At 38.1% G+C, this 18,852-nt stretch carries 11 protein-coding genes; 1 reads left to right on the top strand and 10 read right to left on the bottom strand.

Annotation, left to right across the window (positions count from 1 at the left end):
• Positions 1-514 precede the first annotated feature (514 nt).
• The 6 genes from SK608_RS11665 to SK608_RS03885 form a co-directional block, all read right to left on the bottom strand.
• Positions 515-763, bottom strand: a complete 249-nt coding sequence (locus SK608_RS11665; RefSeq protein WP_235202151.1) for a hypothetical protein — start codon at positions 761-763, stop codon at positions 515-517.
• Between the two features lie 23 nt (positions 764-786).
• Positions 787-1,161: a hypothetical protein gene (locus tag SK608_RS11660; RefSeq protein ID WP_235202150.1), complete on the bottom strand. Its 375-nt coding sequence runs from the start codon at positions 1,159-1,161 to the stop codon at positions 787-789.
• Positions 1,162-1,233: 72 nt separating this feature from the next.
• Complete coding sequence (locus SK608_RS03900; RefSeq protein WP_033676754.1) at positions 1,234-1,515, bottom strand: hypothetical protein; 282 nt, start codon at positions 1,513-1,515, stop codon at positions 1,234-1,236.
• 148 nt (positions 1,516-1,663) lie between these two features.
• Entirely contained in the window at positions 1,664-2,635 is a 972-nt protein-coding gene (locus SK608_RS03895; RefSeq protein WP_082242409.1) for an LPXTG cell wall anchor domain-containing protein, read from the bottom strand.
• Entirely contained in the window at positions 2,535-8,435 is a 5,901-nt protein-coding gene (locus tag SK608_RS03890; RefSeq protein ID WP_033676752.1) for an Ig-like domain-containing protein, read from the bottom strand. The genes SK608_RS03895 and SK608_RS03890 overlap by 101 nt, the downstream gene beginning before the upstream one ends.
• Positions 8,436-9,223: 788 nt before the next feature.
• Positions 9,224-15,733, bottom strand: a complete 6,510-nt coding sequence (locus SK608_RS03885; protein WP_033676750.1) for a G5 domain-containing protein — start codon at positions 15,731-15,733, stop codon at positions 9,224-9,226.
• Positions 15,734-15,938: 205 nt separating this feature from the next.
• Here SK608_RS03885 and SK608_RS11655 point away from each other — a divergent pair, with 205 nt between their 5' ends.
• Positions 15,939-16,118 (top strand): hypothetical protein, encoded by a 180-nt coding sequence (locus tag SK608_RS11655; RefSeq protein WP_033676749.1) that lies wholly within the window; start codon positions 15,939-15,941, stop codon positions 16,116-16,118.
• A 164-nt stretch (positions 16,119-16,282) separates the two neighbouring features.
• Here SK608_RS11655 and SK608_RS03875 read toward each other — a convergent pair whose 3' ends face one another.
• From SK608_RS03875 to hprK, 4 genes are read right to left on the bottom strand one after another with little or no spacing between them, the layout of a single operon-like run.
• On the bottom strand, positions 16,283-16,678 hold the full coding sequence (locus SK608_RS03875) for a YtxH domain-containing protein (RefSeq protein WP_033676747.1): 396 nt from the start codon (positions 16,676-16,678) through the stop codon (positions 16,283-16,285).
• Between the two features lie 14 nt (positions 16,679-16,692).
• Entirely contained in the window at positions 16,693-17,076 is a 384-nt protein-coding gene (locus tag SK608_RS03870) for a DUF948 domain-containing protein (protein WP_033676745.1), read from the bottom strand.
• A complete protein-coding gene (gene lgt / locus SK608_RS03865; RefSeq protein ID WP_033676743.1) occupies positions 17,077-17,865 on the bottom strand; it encodes a prolipoprotein diacylglyceryl transferase in 789 nt (262 codons plus the stop codon).
• Positions 17,858-18,793, bottom strand: a complete 936-nt coding sequence (gene hprK, locus SK608_RS03860; RefSeq protein ID WP_033676741.1) for an HPr(Ser) kinase/phosphatase — start codon at positions 18,791-18,793, stop codon at positions 17,858-17,860. Before hprK ends, lgt begins: the two co-directional genes overlap by 8 nt.
• Positions 18,794-18,852: the final 59 nt, after the last annotated feature.

The following is an 18,852-nucleotide window of genomic DNA, read 5'->3' as shown; positions in this document are numbered from 1 at the left end:
CACCACAAAAGAGCAAGCCCTGCCCTGAAAAGGGATCTAATTCCAATTAGCTTTTAACTAAATAGACTAAGGAGTCTATTCTCTGCCACCTATATGTCTCGCCACAAACAAGGTAAACTTGACCTAAATCGCTTAGTTGAATCATCATAGTATAATACCTTTCCTCCGATAATTATTTTTATCTAATTTACCGGTAGTTTGGAAATTCTGATAGATTCCTTGTTATGACTTGGTTGCGCTTATTTTATAGCAAATGGTATATTAGGCAAAAAACTCAATTTCAGGAGAAAATGAAGTAAATCTTCCAACAATAAAACGCATAATATCAAGGTTCAACACCTGATACTATGCGTTCTTCTGATTTCCAAGACTTTTTCCCCAGCATCTTCATTGACTCTATACAATCTGCAAATGTAAAACCTCACCAAATTGTATGAAAGATATGGATTTTATAAAAGATGAGAAAAGTTAAAGTTAAAATCTATAGGCAATTGAATGCCAATTAACACCGATTCTATTGTTGGGAATCTATAAATTCATGTAATTTATCTTGCAATAATTTTCCTCTATCTTTTATAAAGATATCATATATAGATTTATTTATTTCCTTCTCTCGCTCACATATATCTTTTTTTGAAATATGCACTTTATCTATTTTAAATATATCATTAATTTTTAAATATTTTTCCTCACAAGTTAAACTTTCCTTCTTTTTAGCAAATGATCCATTACTAATCTCTTGATTTGTTTTTTTGGTTAACAAAGTCAGATTACCGATTCTATTTTTCAGCTTAGAATTTTTTTATTAAATTTATTGAAGTACTGATTTTGAGGAACAATATGTTCGATTTCCCATATCGAATCTTCATTAAATTTATATTTTTTTAAAAGACTACTGATATCACTTTCAGAATCAAACAAAGAAAGACATATAAAAATGAATCTTGTAAACTTTCTATGCTTACTATAAAAATTGGAGATATTTGGAGAAACATAGTATTCATAGATAGTATAATGCCTTTTCACATAATTTATAAGATAATCAGCTAATTCATCAACATTTTTTAAACTAGGATTCTCTTCTTGATTTTTTCCTTTTAAATCTGCAATTATGCCTTTATCAAACATTAAGTTTAAATAATCATCATAATTATTTTTCATACTTACAGTGTCTCCCTTTCAAATTCTCTTTTACTTTTAGTGTATCAGCTCGGAAATGTTAACTAATAAATCCTATGATCTTGTATCTAAATCAATTTTCCAACCGCTATCTATGATAATAATCGTATCATTTTCGAAATCCACAACTATTCTATCACTAAAACTTAATGGAGGATTATCTCCAAATCGCACTCTAAGGCTATGTACATCCCAGTTTATCAATAAGGCACCATTGTAATATCTCACATTAACACGTCCTGTAGTCCTCCTATTATCACGTTCAAGCCTATAAATCCAATACCAACTTGTTCCGTTTATTTCACTCAAAATATCTCTTAATCTATATTCAACCATATCAAAATTTCTCCTTTACGCCTTGATTAAAGCGCTTACATTTATTCTAAAGAAAGGCGGATAGAAAGTAGCTTTTAAACTTCTTTCTATCCGTTACTTCCTCCAAGAATTAACACAACCTATTTTCAGTTCAATTTAATGACTCATCTTAATTGTTTTGTGTTTCTTCTTCATCGTCTTTCTTCTTTTTAGCAAATAGCAAACCAAATGCTCCAAGAAGAGAGAGAGCACCTAATGCACCTGTAGCACGATCTGCTTTCGTACCAGTATTTGGCAATACTGCTTGATTTTGAGAAGGAGCTACCTGAGCATCAACTATTTGAGTTGGTTGTTCAGTCTGTTTGGTATCTGGCACAGTAGGTTTTTCTGTTTCAGGTTTACGTTCTGTGTTATCAGTTGGTACTTCAGGTGTTGGTTGTGGTGTGTTATCTCCACCTTGTTGTTCCCCATTACCTTCTGGTTTAGTTGGAGTAACTTTTCTGAAGACATGAGTTACAACATCACCTTCTTCATTAACATCTGTTCTTACAAATACGTAACCTTCAATTTCACCATGTTCAAATGCTTCATTCGCTTCACCTAATACTGCTGGAGCTTTCGCATCTGCTGGCTTCAATTCATTACCTTGTTCATCAATCCATTTAGTGATGATTAACTTAACTTTTGGTAATTCTACAGGATCTGGAAGTTCTCCATTTACTCCACCGTTGAATTCTGGGATGTCAACTACTGGAGGATCTATTAAGTTCCCGTTTCCATCTGTACTGCTTGTGCCTACTGGATCTGTGTACTCTGGTTGACTTGGAGTTACTTCTGGAATACCGTTTACACCAAAGTCTTCGTTAACTAGGTCTTTTCCTGCGATTGGATGACTGATCTTAGTGCTTGGATCGGTAACCGTTGCGGTTCCATCGTCGCCTACAGTGACAGTCTTACCTGGGTTCTTCGCTTTGACCTTATCTTCCACTTGTTTTTTCTCTTCTGGAGTTAAGTGGGATTTGTCTTGAACAACAACCTTCTCATCTGGTTTCACTGGGGTGAAGTCTTCGATAACTAGGTCTTTTCCTGCGATTGGAGTGACTGATCTTAGTGCTTGGATCGGTAACCGTTGCGGTTCCATCGTCGCCTACAGTGACAGTCTTACCTGGGTTCTTCGCTTTGACCTTATCTTCCACTTGTTTTTTCTCTTCTGGAGTTAAGTGGGATTTGTCTTGAACAACAACCTTCTCATCTGGTTTCACTGGGGTGAAGCCTTCGTTAACTAGGTCTTTTCCTGCGATTGGATGACTGATCTTAGTGCTTGGATCGGTAACCGTTGCGGTTCCATCTTCACCTACAGTGACAGTCTTACCTGGGTTCTTCGCTTTGACCTTATCTTCCACTTGTTTTTTCTCTTCTGGAGTTAAGTGGGATTTGTCTTGAACAACAACCTTCTCATCTGGTTTCACTGGTGTGAAGTCTTCGTTAACTAGGTCTTTTCCTGCGATTGGATGACTGATCTTAGTGCTTGGATCGGTAACCGTGGCGGTTCCATCGTCGCCTACTGTGACAGTCTTACCTGGGTTCTTCGCTTTGACCTTATCTTCCACTTGTTTTTTCTCTTCTGGAGTTAAGTGGGATTTGTCTTGAACAACGACCTTCTCATCTGGTTTCACTGGTGTGAAGTCTTCGTTAACTAGGTCTTTTCCTGCGATTGGGTGACTGATCTTAGTGCTTGGATCGGTAACCGTTGCGGTTCCATCGTCGCCTACAGTGACAGTCTTACCTGGGTTCTTCGCTTTGACCTTATCTTCCACTTGTTTTTTCTCTTCTGGAGTTAAGTGGGATTTGTCTTGAACAACGACCTTCTCATCTGGTTTCACTGGTGTGAAGTCTTCGTTAACTAGGTCTTTTCCTGCGATTGGATGACTGATCTTAGTGCTTGGATCGGTAACCGTGGCGGTTCCATCGTCACCTACTGTGACAGTCTTACCTGGGTTCTTCGCTTTGACCTTATCTTCCACTTGTTTTTTCTCTTCTGGAGTTAAGTGGGATTTGTCTTGAACAACGACCTTCTCATCTGGTTTCACTGGTGTGAAGTCTTTTGCTTGTGCCGTCACAGTAGTTGGTTCTGATGGATGACTGTCACCTTTCGTAGCTGTTGCCGTTACCTGACTTTTATCTTTTACACCTTCAGCTGGAATAAGGAGTTGCCCTGTACTTGAATCTACTGTTACACCTGCTGGCTTATCTGATGATGACCATGTTCCATTCTTAGCCTTAACTACGGTTACTGTTTTTTGAGCATTTTTCTCATCTGTGTAATTAACAATTACTTTATCAGCATCCCCTGTTGGTGTTACTGTTACTGTTCCATCACTTGGTGCAGTTGCTGTTGGTGGTGTTGGTTTATCTTCCCTAACTTTAACCGTTAATTGTATTTCTCCTGATTCTTTACCTTGACTATCAATTGCTTTGTATTTGACAATATATGTGCCTGGTTTTCTAGAATTAATATCTTTCACATTATTTTGTCCATTTACTGATACAATCTCTGTTCGTACTTTAGTACCACGTGTTGCATCTTTATCATCTTCATAGTCAGCTTTTGTAACTAAAGTCTTAAGATCTATATTTTCTCCGAATTCTACTATTTTTTCATTTCCTGCAACTGCAGATGTAACGGTTGGGGCTTGGTTTGTAACTTGAATTGTTTTCCAATCAACTGCACTTGAATACTTACCTTCTGAAATATTAGCTATTGCCTTAGCAGTTCCTTCTGCAATAGATTCTTTCATCTCAATAGTGATTGTATTCGTAAATGCATCTTTTGTTGTATTCTTAACCTCCCCTAGAGTTGGTTTATTTGAAACCCATGGACTATTAATATTTTCACGTTTTAGGCCTATCTCATGTGCCTTACCTGTTGCTTTATCTGTATAAGATACATAAACCATACCTGCATCGTGTGGGGCTTTTACTACTATATTTTTAGCTCCCGCAAATAGGCTATTTCCTCTCTCTTCAGATGGTTGAATTGTAGTTTCACCTAATGATACAGCCACATTCGTTGCATCACTTTCAATACCATCTACAATTTGAGTAACAGTGACTTGATCACGTGGCACTAATTGAGTTTGATTTAATTGATTACTATTTAATCCTTTAGGAAGTGTTACTGTCCACTTACCGTTATTACCTACTGTAACTTCATTAATTGTTACACCTGGTACTGTTACTTTTATCTTAGCACCTGGACGTCCTGTACCAGTTAATTCTCTATCTGTTGAAGCTACAGTTGGCACTCCTATACTACCTTTTGGATTTATTGTTGTATTATAAGTAGGTGCTTCTGGCTTAACATTGACTTTAACATCAATTATCTTATAAGGTCGTTTTTGTGTCGCATCAGGCTGATTTTGCCCTGTTTGAGACATAGGTAATGTTACTTTTACTCTATAGTTCTGTACACCTGGAGTATTTGCTATCAGTGTTTGTTTATTACCTTGAGCATTTACCCATTCATAGGTTGTTCCAGTCGGTAAGTCCTCTGAGACAGCTACCTTAGCTACAGCATCTTTTGCATTTTGTTCTGTTAAAGTAGCACCTTTTGAAACAGTGACTCTTGTTCTATTTGCTTCTACATCAAACACTTTATGTTCAAATGTTCCTGTATGTGCTAATTTTTGAGCATCATTAGGATTATTTGTAAATCTTCCATGATTGTACTTACCACTGAATGTATATGTTTTTGTGCCTACTGGATCTGCCTTAAGCATCTCTCTTAATTTTGATGCGCTTTGTTCCTGCTCACCATTTCGTTTAGCAACCCAAACCATTCCGCTTGGAAGGTTTCTTGGATTCACATAATAGCCTGATTCATCATTACCATGGTCCATACCTTTGAAATCATACACCGTACGGGCTATCGGGAATGTTGGTAATACTTTATAAGTTACCTCAACTTGTTGTGCTGGTGCATCTGGAAATGTTACAGTAACTGTTGTTTTCTTATCTCCAGCACTAGACGTGTCAAAGTTACCTGTAACTTGGACATTACTTGGTAGGTTAGTTGTTCCAGCTCCGTTTTGTAATAGAACGGTTTGTTTAATTTCCTCAGGAGTTAGTCTTTCCCCTTGTTTGATATTAATAATTGGTTGTTTTACTAACGGATAAGTAGCAACCTTAGCATCACTTGGTTGTGAGATATTTCCTGCTTCATCTGTTGCTTTTGCTGTTACATTTCCTGCTACTAGATTTGCTGTTGGTTCAATGGTCACTCTACCTCGATTGTCAGCTACTTTTTCTCCAATTTTTCTATTTTTTGAATCAAAAAGTTCTACTTTAGCACCTGCTTCAGTTTGAACTGTGATAGGTGTTCTTGTTCCTGCTTTCCCTAATAATGGTGTTTCAATCGTTGGTTTACCTGGAGCTACATTATCTCGATTAACATTATCTTTTAATTGTATTTCTCGCTTGACATTTGAACCTTCACCACGATGATTATAGGTTACATCACCATTTTTAGCAATTGTTAGATCGGCAACTTCAATACCTGGATTAGCTTTTAAAACGGCTGCTTTTACACGTTCTTTATCAGTCGGAGATAAATTGCTTGGATCTTTCACAGGAACTTTGTCACTTCGTTTTAATTGACCGTAGACTTCTGCTTCTGTGGAAGCACGGGTACCTGTATTCGACGTTATATCGCTATTCTCAGCACGTGTCACTACCCGATCACCGGCCTTAAACTGCTTACCTGCCGGCAAGGTGATAGTGATACTGCCATCTCCTTTGGGTGTGAAGGTTATTTTAGCGTCATTAGTTATTTGTTTATACTGATTATTAGCTTGTTTTTCAAACTTAATCGCTTTACCTTGAATAGATGCATAAACAATATCTGTCTTACCATTCGGTCTTAAGGTAACACTGGTATCTCCATGTGTAAATGGACTAACTGTAATTGGGTTTGGTACTGGAGCAGTTGCAACTTGAGGATTACTTGGGTCAGAAACATTTCCTGCTTTATCTCTAGCCTTGGCTGTCACATTCCCGCTCGGAATGTCTTTGCTTGGAGTGATAAACGCTTTACCACTTGCGTTCGCTTCACCTCGACCTAGCTCTTTACCTCCATGGTCATATACAACAACTGATACGCCTGCTTCTGCATCTACCTCTATTTGAGTTCTAGTGCCAGCTTTACCCGTCAAGTTTGTTGGAATCCTTGGAGTTGCTGGCTTACTTACCAACCTTGTTCCAGTAGCAGCATATACATACGCTTCATACGCAGTTGTTCCACCTCCCGCTTTAGCGCTTACAGCCATTGCACCCGCTCTTTGGGCTTCTGCTTCCGTAACATTATCTCTTAAACGCATCTTAACGTGATATTTATAAGCGAAATTTTGATGTTTTGATATAGTTAATAGATGAGAATAAGATCCACTAGGATAAGGTCCATTAGGGTCATTATTTAATCGAATAATACGATTTAGGTCTGGATTATTTTCCAATTTCTTCAACATCTGCTGTCTCTGATTAGGTCTGGTTGGACCACCACCAAACTCAAAAATACCACCTGCGCTGCCCCACAAACTTTGTGAACCGTAATCCTGATTTTTCCCTGCGATTAGAGGAACCGTATATCTCCCTCCCACTTGAGTAAAATTATTTGGATTTTGAGAAAGCGTCCCTGTTGTTCCTGGTTTTTTTTCATAACGTTCATAGTAAGCATCAGAAACAAGTCCTACTGGATAATTGCCACCAACATTATACAAAAGATCACGAGGCGGATAGAACCAAAAGGCATCGCCAACAAACTCCCCACCCAATGCTTTACCGTCATTATGGAAGTAAACATCGTAAGTAATAAATTTCTGATTACCCTCCGTACTATATTTTGCTTTCATGAATACTTTTTCGATTGTTCGCGGACGATTTCCTTCAACTGTCGAACCTCCTCCTGCAGGCTCTGAGATATACTCTTTAACATTGTACAACGGACCTTCTACACGTTCACGATCTGCTCTAAACCCTGTTCCCTTCGCTATTCTCTGACCATTACGCGGATCATGAGTTCCTGAAGTCAAACGCGTTGTAGCGTTTTTAACAGAAATAAACATTCTCTTCACACGTTTTGTCATTTCTTCAACATCGTTCAGAGAAACTGTTGTATTTTCAAGGACTACTTGAGCCACTCCTAATAGTTCATTGGCTTTTTCAAGAACTCCTTTCGTAGTATCATGTTCAGGAACTTCTGAAATTGCTGCTTTCAACTGATCAACAGATACTTTCAAAGCATCTTTTTTAGCTGAAACAGTTTGACTCTCTTCGCTTGCTCTTACTTCAGAAGAAGGTTGGATCGCTGGTTTTTCAGCCTCAGTTCCAGTATTACTTTCTCGAACCTCACTTGATTCTTTTACCGCATTAGATAAAGTAGCTAAATCAGCAGACAAAAGTTCTTTTAGTTCATTAATATCTTTTTGAACTGCATCAGCTTTATCTAGTAACGCCTGAGCTCTCTGAACTCTTTCTTTTACAGAAGAAAGCACTGAGTCGTCAAGGTTTAATTTAGTTGAAAGAAGAGAATTTAATTCTTCAACTACTGTTCTTAACTGACTTTTATCAACCGTATTACTACTATTTTCAACAAGTGCAGTTTCTTTATTTTCTAAAGAACTATTGACTACTTCTGATTTATTTTCAGTAGGTTCCTTAATACCCACAGGCGAGTCGCCCTTATCGTTAGGTTGTACTACACCCGCCGTAGATTGTGAATTGCTTCCGCTTACGGTATCTGCGCTAACAACGCGCGCACCTAAAAACATCAGTGCTGCAACAGCAACTGAAGCGGCACCGAAACTATATTTACGAATAGAAAAGCGCAACACCTTTTCACGTTGATGACGCTTTATTCTATTGAGTGAATTTGATTTATTTTCCATTGTCCCTCCTGATGTTAAAACACAAAACCAAATTTAAAAGCAATATTCCCACTGGGAATAAAACAATAAAAACTACTATGATGGATATTTGACATCACAGCTATTACAGCTATTACAGCTATTACAGCTATTACAGCTATTACAGCTATTACAGCTATTACAGCTATTACAGCTATTACAGCTATTACAGCTAGATTATAACACTTTTAACATATTCAATCAAACAAAATAGTGTAAATATGGCTAATTTCACGAATTTTCAGTAAGTTTCAAGAAAGCGCAATCAAGTTGTTTATAATAATTAAAAATAAATATCCATAACAATAGATATCCGACCCTTAATTTTAAGATATTCTTCAAATAACTACCATGAATATAAATTTATATTATTTTAAATCAAATTCATAAACTTACGTCTTATAAACAAACAGATGATAGTTTTAATTGAAAATCCAATCATTGATTCACTATGCCTATCATTTCAAAGTATATCCTTATACAACGATATTTCTTGAATAGGCTATCACCAAATAGGGGGCTTTGATTTCAAATGAGTATAGCGGATTGAAGTTGGAATAGTCCAACACGACTCCTAATTCATTTTTAGAAATTGACCAATCGATTTGCGTACATTTTATTTCAATCCACTATATCTTATTACGAATACTATCTACTTTTCCGAGAATACAAGAACAGCCTTGCACCTCTTGAAATGAGGAACAAGGCTGTTGTTATTTTTTTATTTATTGTCCACTTAACAATGAACCATTCATATTTTGACTACATTTTTAGTCTTCTTTTTTCTTTGCAAGAGCAAGTCCGAGACCACCTAGCATACCAAGAAGTCCTAGAGATGCAAGAGCAGCATTTGATTCTGTTCCTGTATTTGGCAATACATTTTGAGAATCATTTGACTTAGCTCCATTATCATTAGTAGTCTTAGTATCTACCTGATCTGCATTCGGAGCAACTGCATCTGGAATTGAAGTTGTTAGTGCAGCTGTATCTTGACCAGAATTTCCATTAGCATCAGGCATTACTGGCACAACTGGAATTGGAGTTGGAGTTGGAGTTGTTAGCTCAGGTGTATCGTGACCAGAATTTCCATTAGTATCAGGTGTTACTGGAATTGTATTTGTGTTTGAACTTACTTTTCTGAAAATGTGAGTCATTACTGGTTCATTTTCAGCTATCACAGTTCGTACAAATTCATATCCCGGAATTGATCTATGTTCAGCATCCTTTTCATTACCTGTCTTAACAGATTGTTTCAATACATTTCCATCTTCATCAATCCAGCGAACCTCAATCATTAGCTCTGGCAATTCAATTGAAGCCGGTAATACACCATTTTCAAAAATTGTTACCTTAGGTGGAGTTGCTGGATTTGAATGTGTACTTCCACTTACTTTTCTGAAAATGTGGGTCATTACTGGTTCATTTTCAGCTATCACAGTTCGTACAAATTCATATCCTGGAATTGATCCATGTTCAGCATCCTTTTCCTTGCCTGTCTTAACGGATGATTTTAATACATTTCCATCTTCATCAATCCAGCGAACCTCAATCATTAGCTCTGGCAATTCAATTGAAGCCGGTAATACACCATTTTCAAAAATTGTTACCTTAGCTGGATTTTCTACTGGAACTTCCACAGCTGGTTTACCTGGTTCAGTAATCTTACCTGTACCTGGAACTTTACCTTCTGGTAATTCACTGTTTGGTACTTTACCTTTACCGTCTTCACCGATTGTGACTGTGATTGGCTTATCACCTTTACCTGGGATTTCTACCGTAGTTCCTGGTGGGTATGTTGAGCCATCTGGTTTCTTCGGTGTTACTGTAACATCACCTGTCTTAGGATTTTGTTCTAACTCTACTTTTGGTTCTTTCGTTATTCCATAAGTTCGAACTGTTGTCGGAGTTACCTTACCTGTTTGTGGATCAACTTCATAGGTAGTGGTATCAATCACATCGCGACCTTCAGAATCTTTAGAGTGTTCAACCTTAGTTTTAGCTCCTACTTTAACGATTGTCTTACCTGCTGGGCTGACTACTGGGGTGCCAACGTGTGCTGTGATATGACCGTTCTTTGGATCTACATCGTAAGTGGTTGTAGTAACTGCTTTACCTTTTTCACCCTCAGTACGCTCATCTGGTGTACCGAAGTCTTTTTCAACATCTTTAACGTATTCCACTTCTGGTTCAATCGGTGTTTCTACTACTTTGTCCTTGGCTGCAACTTTAACGACTGTATTCGTTGGTTCTTTCGTACGAACTGGTTTTCCTACACTTGGGGTAATTTCCCCTGTTGTTGGATTTACTTTGTACGTTGTTGTGATAGTATCTTCACCATCTTCACCTTTAACGGTGATTGCTTCAGTACCTTTTTCTTTCGTATCATCTTTTTCGTAACGTACTGATGATGGTACTACTCTCTTCTCAACCGTTGCTTCTTTACTTGTTCCGTAAGTAGTTACTGTTGTTGGAGTCACCTTACCTGTTTTTGGATCAACTTCATAGGTAGTGGTATCAGTCACATCACGACCTTCAGGATCTTTAGAGTGTTCAACCTTAGTTTTCGCACCTACTTTAACGACTGTCTTACCTGCTGGGGTGACCACTGGGTGACCAACGTGCTCTGTAATATGACCGTCCTTTGGATCTACATCGTAAGTGGTTGTAGTAACTGTTTTACCTTTTTCACCCTCAGTACGCTGAGCTGGTGTACCGAAGTCCCGAGTATCATCTTTTTCATAAACCACTGCGGGTTCAATTAGTGTGTCTACTACTTTGTCTTTGGCTGGAACTTTTACAACTGTTTCTGTTGGTTCTTTCGTACGAACTGGTTTTCCTACAGTTGGGGTAATTTCCCCTGTTGTTGGATTTACTTTGTACGTTGTTGTGATGGTATCTTCACCATCTTCACCTTTAACGGTGATTACTTCAGTACCTTTTTCTTTCGTATCATCTTTTTCGTAACGTACTAGAGATGGTACTACTCTCTTCTCAACCGTTGCTTCTTTCCTTGTTCCGTAAGTAGTTACTGTTGTAGGAGTTACCTTACCTGTTTTTGGATCAACTTCATAAGTTGTAGTGTTGATAACTTCACGACCTTGGTCATCCTTGCTACGCTCAACCTTAGTTTTAGCCCCAACCTTAACGATTGTTTTGCCAGCTGGGGTGACCACTGGGTTATCAACGTGTTCTGTGATATGACCGTCCTTTGGATCTACATCGTAAGTAGTTGTAGTAACTGCTTTACCTTTTTCACCCTCAGTACGCTGAGCTGGTGTACCGAAGTCACGAGTGTCATCTTTTTCATAAACCACTGCAGGTTCAATTGGTGTTTCTACTACTTTATCCTTAGCCGCAACTTTAACTATTGTTTCTGTTGGATTTACTATTACTGGATTTCCTACATTTGGAGTAACTTCCCCATTGTCTGGATTTACTGTGTAAGTCGTTGTGGTGGTCTTACTTCCGTCTTTTCCTGCAACAGTAATATTTTCTTGACCTCTATCACGACTAGCATCTTTTTCGTATTTTACTGGGGATGGGATTGTTTCTACTTCTACTTTATCTTTCAATCCATTTTCTTTAAATGTTTCTTTTGTTGTATGCTCTATTATGTTTCCATTATCTGGATTTACTGTATATGAAGTTGCTGTCTTCACAATGTTATTTCCATCTTTAGAAGTTACTACTTTATCTTTCGCTGCTACTTTAACGATAGTAGTTGTTGGATTTACTATTACTGGCTCTCCTACATGTGCAATAGCTTCTCCACTGTTTGGATTTAATGTGTAAGTCGTTGTGGTGGTCTTACTTCCAGCTTTTCCTGGGACAGTAATATTATCTTGACCTTTTTCGCGACTAGTATCTTTTTCGTATTTTACTGGAGATGGGATTGTTTCTACTTCTACTTTATCCTTCAATCCGTTTTCTTTAAACGTTTCTTTTGTTGTATGCCCTGTGATGTTTCCATTGGTTGGATTTACTATATATGTAGTAACTTCTTTGACAATGTTATCCCCATCTTTAGAGTATACTACTTTATCTTTTGCTGCTACTTTGATAATTGTATCCGTTGGTTTTACTATTACCGGCTCTCCTACATTTGGAGTAACTTCCCCATTATTTGGATTTACTGTGTAGGTCGTTGTGGTGGTCTTACTTCCAGCTTTTCCTGGGACAGTAATATTATCTTGACCTTTTTCGCGACTAGTATCTTTTTCGTATTTTACTGGAGATGGGATTGTTTCTACGTCTACTTTATCCTTAGCTGGAACTTTAACGATCGTATTAGTTGGTTCTTTCGTACGAACTGGTTTTCCTACACTTGGGGTAATTTCCCCTGTTGTTGGATTTACTTTGTACGTTGTTGTGATTGTATCTTCACCATCTTCACCTTTAACAGTGATTGCTTCAGTACCTTTTTCTTTTGTATCATCTTTTTCGTAAACTACTGGAGATGGTACTACCTTCTTCTCAACCGTTGCTTCTTTCCTTGTTCCGTAAGTAGTTACTGTTGTTGGAGTCACCTTACCGGTCTTTGAATCAACTTCATAAGTTGTAGTGTTGATAACTTCACGACCTTGGTCATCCTTGCTACGCTCAACCTTAGTTTTAGCCCCAACCTTAACGATTGTTTTACCAGCTGGGGTGACCACTGGGTTGCCAACGTGCTCTGTGATATGACCGTCCTTTGGATCTACATCGTAAGTAGTTGTAGTAACTGTTTTACCTTTTTTACCCTCAGTACGCTGAGATGTTGCACCGAAGTTTTCTTCAACATCTTTAACGTATTCTACTTCAGGTTCAATCGGGGTTTCTACTACTTTGTCCTTCGCTGCAACTTTAACTATTGTTTCTGTTGGATTTACTATTACTGGATTTCCTACATGTGCAATAGCTTCTCCATTGTTTGGATTTACTGTATAAGTCGTTGTTGTTGTTTTACTTCCGTCTTTTCCTGCAACAGTAATATTGTCTTGGCCTTTTTCTCGACTAATATCTTTTTCGTATTTTACTGGGGATGGGATTGTCTCTACTTCTACTTTATCTTTCGCTCCCACTTTTACAACTCTAGCTATTGGTATAGTTACGACTTCTGGTTTGCTTTTTGATGGAGTTAGGGTTCCATTTACTGGATTTACGCTATAGGTTGTGGTGACTTTAGTTTTTCCTGATTTCCCTGGAAATTGAACGGTATCAGTACCTTTTGGACTGTTCTCATCTTTTAAATAAACTGGTTTGGGTTCAACTGAATTATACTCAACTAAATCCTTCGCGCCACCTTTATTGACTACTTCTTCCTTCTCAGTCGAAGTAAGACTGCCAGTTTTTGAGTTTACTGTGTAGCTTGTTGTCTTCTTAACAACGTCGGCTCCTTTTTTAATGTATTCTACTTCATCCTTGGCTGCGACTTTGACAACTGTTTCTATTGCCGGTTGCTTAACTACTGGTTGTCCTACATGTGCAATAGCTTCTCCATTGTTTGGATTTACTGTATAAGTTGTCGTTACTGTACTAGTGCCTGGAGTACCAGATACTGTGACTTTTGCTTCTTCTTTAGCCCTTGTGGCGTCTTTTTCATAACGAACACTTGGATCAAGTGGTGTAACGACAACCTTAGCCTTGGCACCATCTTTCTTAAACACTTCATCAAGTGTATTTTTAGTAATCTGTCCTGTATCAGGATCTTTCATACTCACAGTTGTTGACTTAATGATGTCATCTCCGCTTTTACTGTATACAGTAGTTTCTCCAAATTTTTCTACAGATTTAACTGTTGTAATTTTTTTATCTTGATAACCTGTCCCATCTAAGGAAATTCGTTTCCCAGACATAAACTCTGATCGTCTATTAATCAGATCGGCTTCAAAATAAGAACGTGAACTATGACCTCCGCTTGTCCGTCCAACATTTATAACAACATCACTATCATTGCTGACACCTTTTCTTATCGTCGAATCATTATCAACAATATAATGAGTCATTTTACCAGACTTAGCTATTTTTTTGCTATCTAAACCTTTTTGCCAAAATTCACGACGGGAAACCCAACTTGTCACAACTTTTGGAGCATTGAATGTTGTTCCTTTTTTTAATACATTATTATAAAAGTTTCTATAAGCCCGCTGTTCTTTAGGAGACATGACTCTGCTATCAGAATATGCCAACTGATAGGCTTCAACCATTGCCCGTTGTACTAAGTATCCTCCTAAAGAATGTCCTGTCAAATAAAGATTGGTAATACTCTTATCTTTAGCTAGTTCGCGCATGATATTTTCTGCATCGTTCCCTTGCTGAGGATTGCTTCCTACTCCAAGTACTCCATCAGCCACAATATCTTTGGCATCACTTGTTCCACGAAAGGCTAACACTTGTGCAGTTCCATTTGGTAAATATAAGAAATCACTCTTAGTTTCATACAAGACAGCATCTAGTCCACTGGATGTATGATAGCTTTTCTTTCTTTTCCAATAAGGAGCTAATTCCCTATTCATCATCATGTATTCATAGCGTGGTTTACTTTCGCCTTTCTTTTTGTATAAATCCGCCTCTGTTAATTGCTTCTTATTATTTAAAACTTTATCAATATAATCATCATCACGGTAAGACAATTCCATGAACATAATCATATCGCGCTCACTGACATTCCATTTTAATTTTTCATCTGGCTTTTCTTTACTGTCAATAATACCATCACCATCAGTATCTTCTAACATAGGATGACTATTATAGCCTACATACTTTTTTCCGTCCTTTTCATAAATATAAAGTTCTTCTTTATCCTTCAAGTAATCTTCATCTGTATAAGCTTCTGGACTTAACTTAGGGCCGTTTAGTAACAAACTGTCAAGCTTATTACCTTCTGAACCGATTACTCCTGCTTTTATTTGCTTAGCATACTCATCAGTTAATTCATACTTTTTAACCTCGGAAGGATTGGATGCTGCTCTCACCTCTGGAGTGCTTGATCTGTCTTCACCCGCCACGGAAGCCCTTGTGATCAAGCTATTATTTTCCTTATCCCCAGATGTACCGAGTTCTGTAGTCCTTGTAGATCTTATTGGAACATCTCTGGTATCTAACTCAGAAGCAGGATTATTTTGATTATCTGGTATAGGTTGAACTGCTTCTCTTTTCTCCACAGAAGATGGGGAATTTTCCGTAGAAGCAAGCACTCCCTGAGATGGTGTAAACAAGGCAATTCCTATTAATACAGAAGCCACTCCAACAGAAAACTTTCGAATCGAAAAACGTTGACGTTTATTAAAAATATCTTTCATTTTACCAACTTTCTTTCTAACTATTTTTTACAAAATAGAGGCTTCTAATATTTTACATAGACAGAATACTAAATCGTTTCTTGACTAAAATTTTAGAGCTTTTCCTCTACTTCATCATAAACTACCACATTGATTTCTAATCATAGAAAATGGATTGCTTAATATTACTAAAATATCAGTAAAATATAAAAAAATGTAATACTCAATGAAAATCAAAGAGCAAACTAGGAAGCTAGCCGCAGGCTGCTCAAAACACTGTTTTGAGGTTGTAGATAAGACTGATGAAATCAGTAACCATATCTACAGCAAGGCGACGTTGACGCGGTTTGAAGAGATTTTCGAAGAGTATAAATATTTCACTTCCAACACTGCCATTATACCATAAAAAATCATAACACTCATGTGTTTTAAAAAAGGTTTGTCAAAAAGTTTTCAAAATCAAAAAACGCATAATATCAGGTCTTGAAAGCCTTGATACTATGCGTTTTATTGTGGGAAAATCTACTTCATTTTCTCCGAGAATTGAGTTTTTGCCCAGTCTCATCAAATCTAGATTTTTTCTTCTTTGATATCAATCACAATTTCTTCTGATTGGTCAAGAGTTTCGGCCTTTTCTTGCCATTGCTCCTTGAGATTATTGAATTGATTTTTTGATGCTTCTGTCGCTTGACGGGCACATGACTTAGCTTGAGCAAGGACACTGTCCACAGTGATTTCTCCTGCCTCAACCTGTTCTTTGGTTTTCAGAACAAAATCTGTAGCCTGCTCCTTAACTTCTGTCAGTTTTTCACAGACTTGCTCCTTGGCATACTCCGGATCTTCTCTCAAATCATCTAGAAAATCTTGAGCCTGACTGCAAACTTGTTTGCCCTTATCGCTTGTTAAAAACAAGGCAAGAGCTGCACCTGAAACGGTTCCTAAAAGGATTGAGGATAGTTTACCCATAAGGATTCTCCTTTTTATTTTTTGAAAAATTTACTTGCAAGACGAAGAGCTGACAAACTTGCACCAGTCTTGAGTGTTTTTGAACCAGCTGAGGAAGCTTTCTTGCTCAAGACACGCGCATGGTCATTGAGGTCTGAAACAGTTAGAGATAAATCTGCAACAGCGCTAAAGAGTGGATCAATCGTTGCCATCTTGACATTGATATCATCTGCCAAGACATTGACCTTAGCCAGCAATTCATTGGTGTGATGCAAGGTCACATCCACATCTGAAGTCAAGGTTTTAATCGTCTTCTCTGTTTCATCGATAACACGTCCAAGCTTTTGTACAGTAATGATTAGATAGACTAAAAAGACAATCAAAGCAAGGGCTACAAGAATATATGCAACTTCTAACATTTAGTTTTCCTCCTCTGTAACGTAGTAAGGGGCCTTCTTTCGATTTTGATATAGAATGATAAAAATACCCAGTCCGATAAGGACAACTGATAGCCATTGGGACACTCGAAGGCCAAAGAACATGAGGCTATCTGTTCGCATGCCTTCGATGACCATACGACCGAAACCATACCAAATCAAGTAGAAAGCAGTGATATGACCTCGTCTGAGACTCTTCCATTTTCGTCTGAATATCAAAATGAAGACAAATCCAAGTAGATTCCATAGGGACTCATAAAGGAAGGTCGGTTGACGGTAGCTCCCTTCAATATACATCTGGTCACGGATAAAACCAGGTAGATAATCCAGATTATCCACTGCTGCACCGTAAGCTTCTTGGTTAAAGAAATTGCCCCAGCGCCCCAAACTTTGGGCAATCATGACGCTAGGTGCCGCAATATCTAGAAAATCCCAAGTATTGATGAGTTTACGATCAGCAAAGATATAGAGCACAATAGCCCCAGTTATCAAACCACCGTAAATGGCCAAACCACCATTCCAAATGGCAAAAATCTCTCCCAAATTCTGACTATAATAATCAAAACGGAAAATGACATAGTAGAGACGGGCTCCTAAAATAGCCAAGGGAAAGGCTATCAAGATAAAATCTAAAATATCGTCTGGTATGATCTTCTTTCTAGGCGCTTCTTTCATGGTCAAATAAACCGCAAGAATCAAACCTGTCACAATACACAAGGCATACCAACGAATGGCTAGAGGACCTAGATGAATAGCAATTGGATCAAGCATTAGGCACCTCGTTTTGAGCAATAAGATTTGTCAAACGTTCTTCGAACAAACGCGTCGCATCAAAGCCCATTTCCTTGGCACGATAATTCATGGCAGCAGCCTCAATCACGACAGAGATATTACGACCTGTTTTAACTGGAATACGAATACGAGGAATGGCTACGCCAGAAATTTCTATTTCCTCTGCATTGTTTCCAAGACGATCAAAAGTCTTATGTGTATCATAGTTTTCCAAGTAAACAGCCAGCTGAACTTGTGAAGAATCCTTGACAGCACTCGCACCGTAGAGGCTCATGACATCGATAATCCCAACCCCACGAATTTCAATCAGGTGTCTCAAGATCTCAGCTGGTTCACCCCAAAGAGTAATCTCATCCTTGGCAAAGATATCGACACGGTCATCAGCTACTAAGCGGTGACCACGTTTGACAAGCTCTAGACCTGTCTCACTCTTACCGATGCCACTATCACCCTGAATCAAGACACCCATCCCATAGATATCCATCAAGACTCCATGCACACTGGTCCGTTCTGCTAAACGTGAATCCAGATAGCTAGATAACTCTCCAGACAAACGACTAGTAGCCGTACGGCTGGTTAAAATGGCAATCTTACATTCTCTGGCTGCCTTTAACATCTCCTCTGGAACCACCAAACCACGGGCAACAATGACCGCAGGTGTCTCAGGTAGAAACATTTTTTTCAAAACTTCATAACGGCTGTTAGAAGGCATGCTGATCAGATAAGACCACTCCTTCATCCCCAAAAGTTGAATCCGCTCTGGCGTATAGTAGTCAAAATAGCCTGTCATTTCAAGACCAGGTCGCGTAATATCCGCTGTATTGATTTCCTTTTCAAGCAATTCTGGTTCGCCATAGACAATGTCTAGTCTAAGCTTTTCAATCACTTCTTTTACTAAAACCGACATCATTTCCTCCTTCAATCGAGTTCTTTTTACTATTATATCAAATTGTGGGAGGAAGTTTC

The organism is Streptococcus mitis subsp. hohhotensis, assembly GCF_000722775.1.
In the GTDB taxonomy this organism is placed as follows: domain Bacteria; phylum Bacillota; class Bacilli; order Lactobacillales; family Streptococcaceae; genus Streptococcus; species Streptococcus carlssonii.
This window is presented reverse-complemented; position numbering and strand designations above follow the sequence as displayed.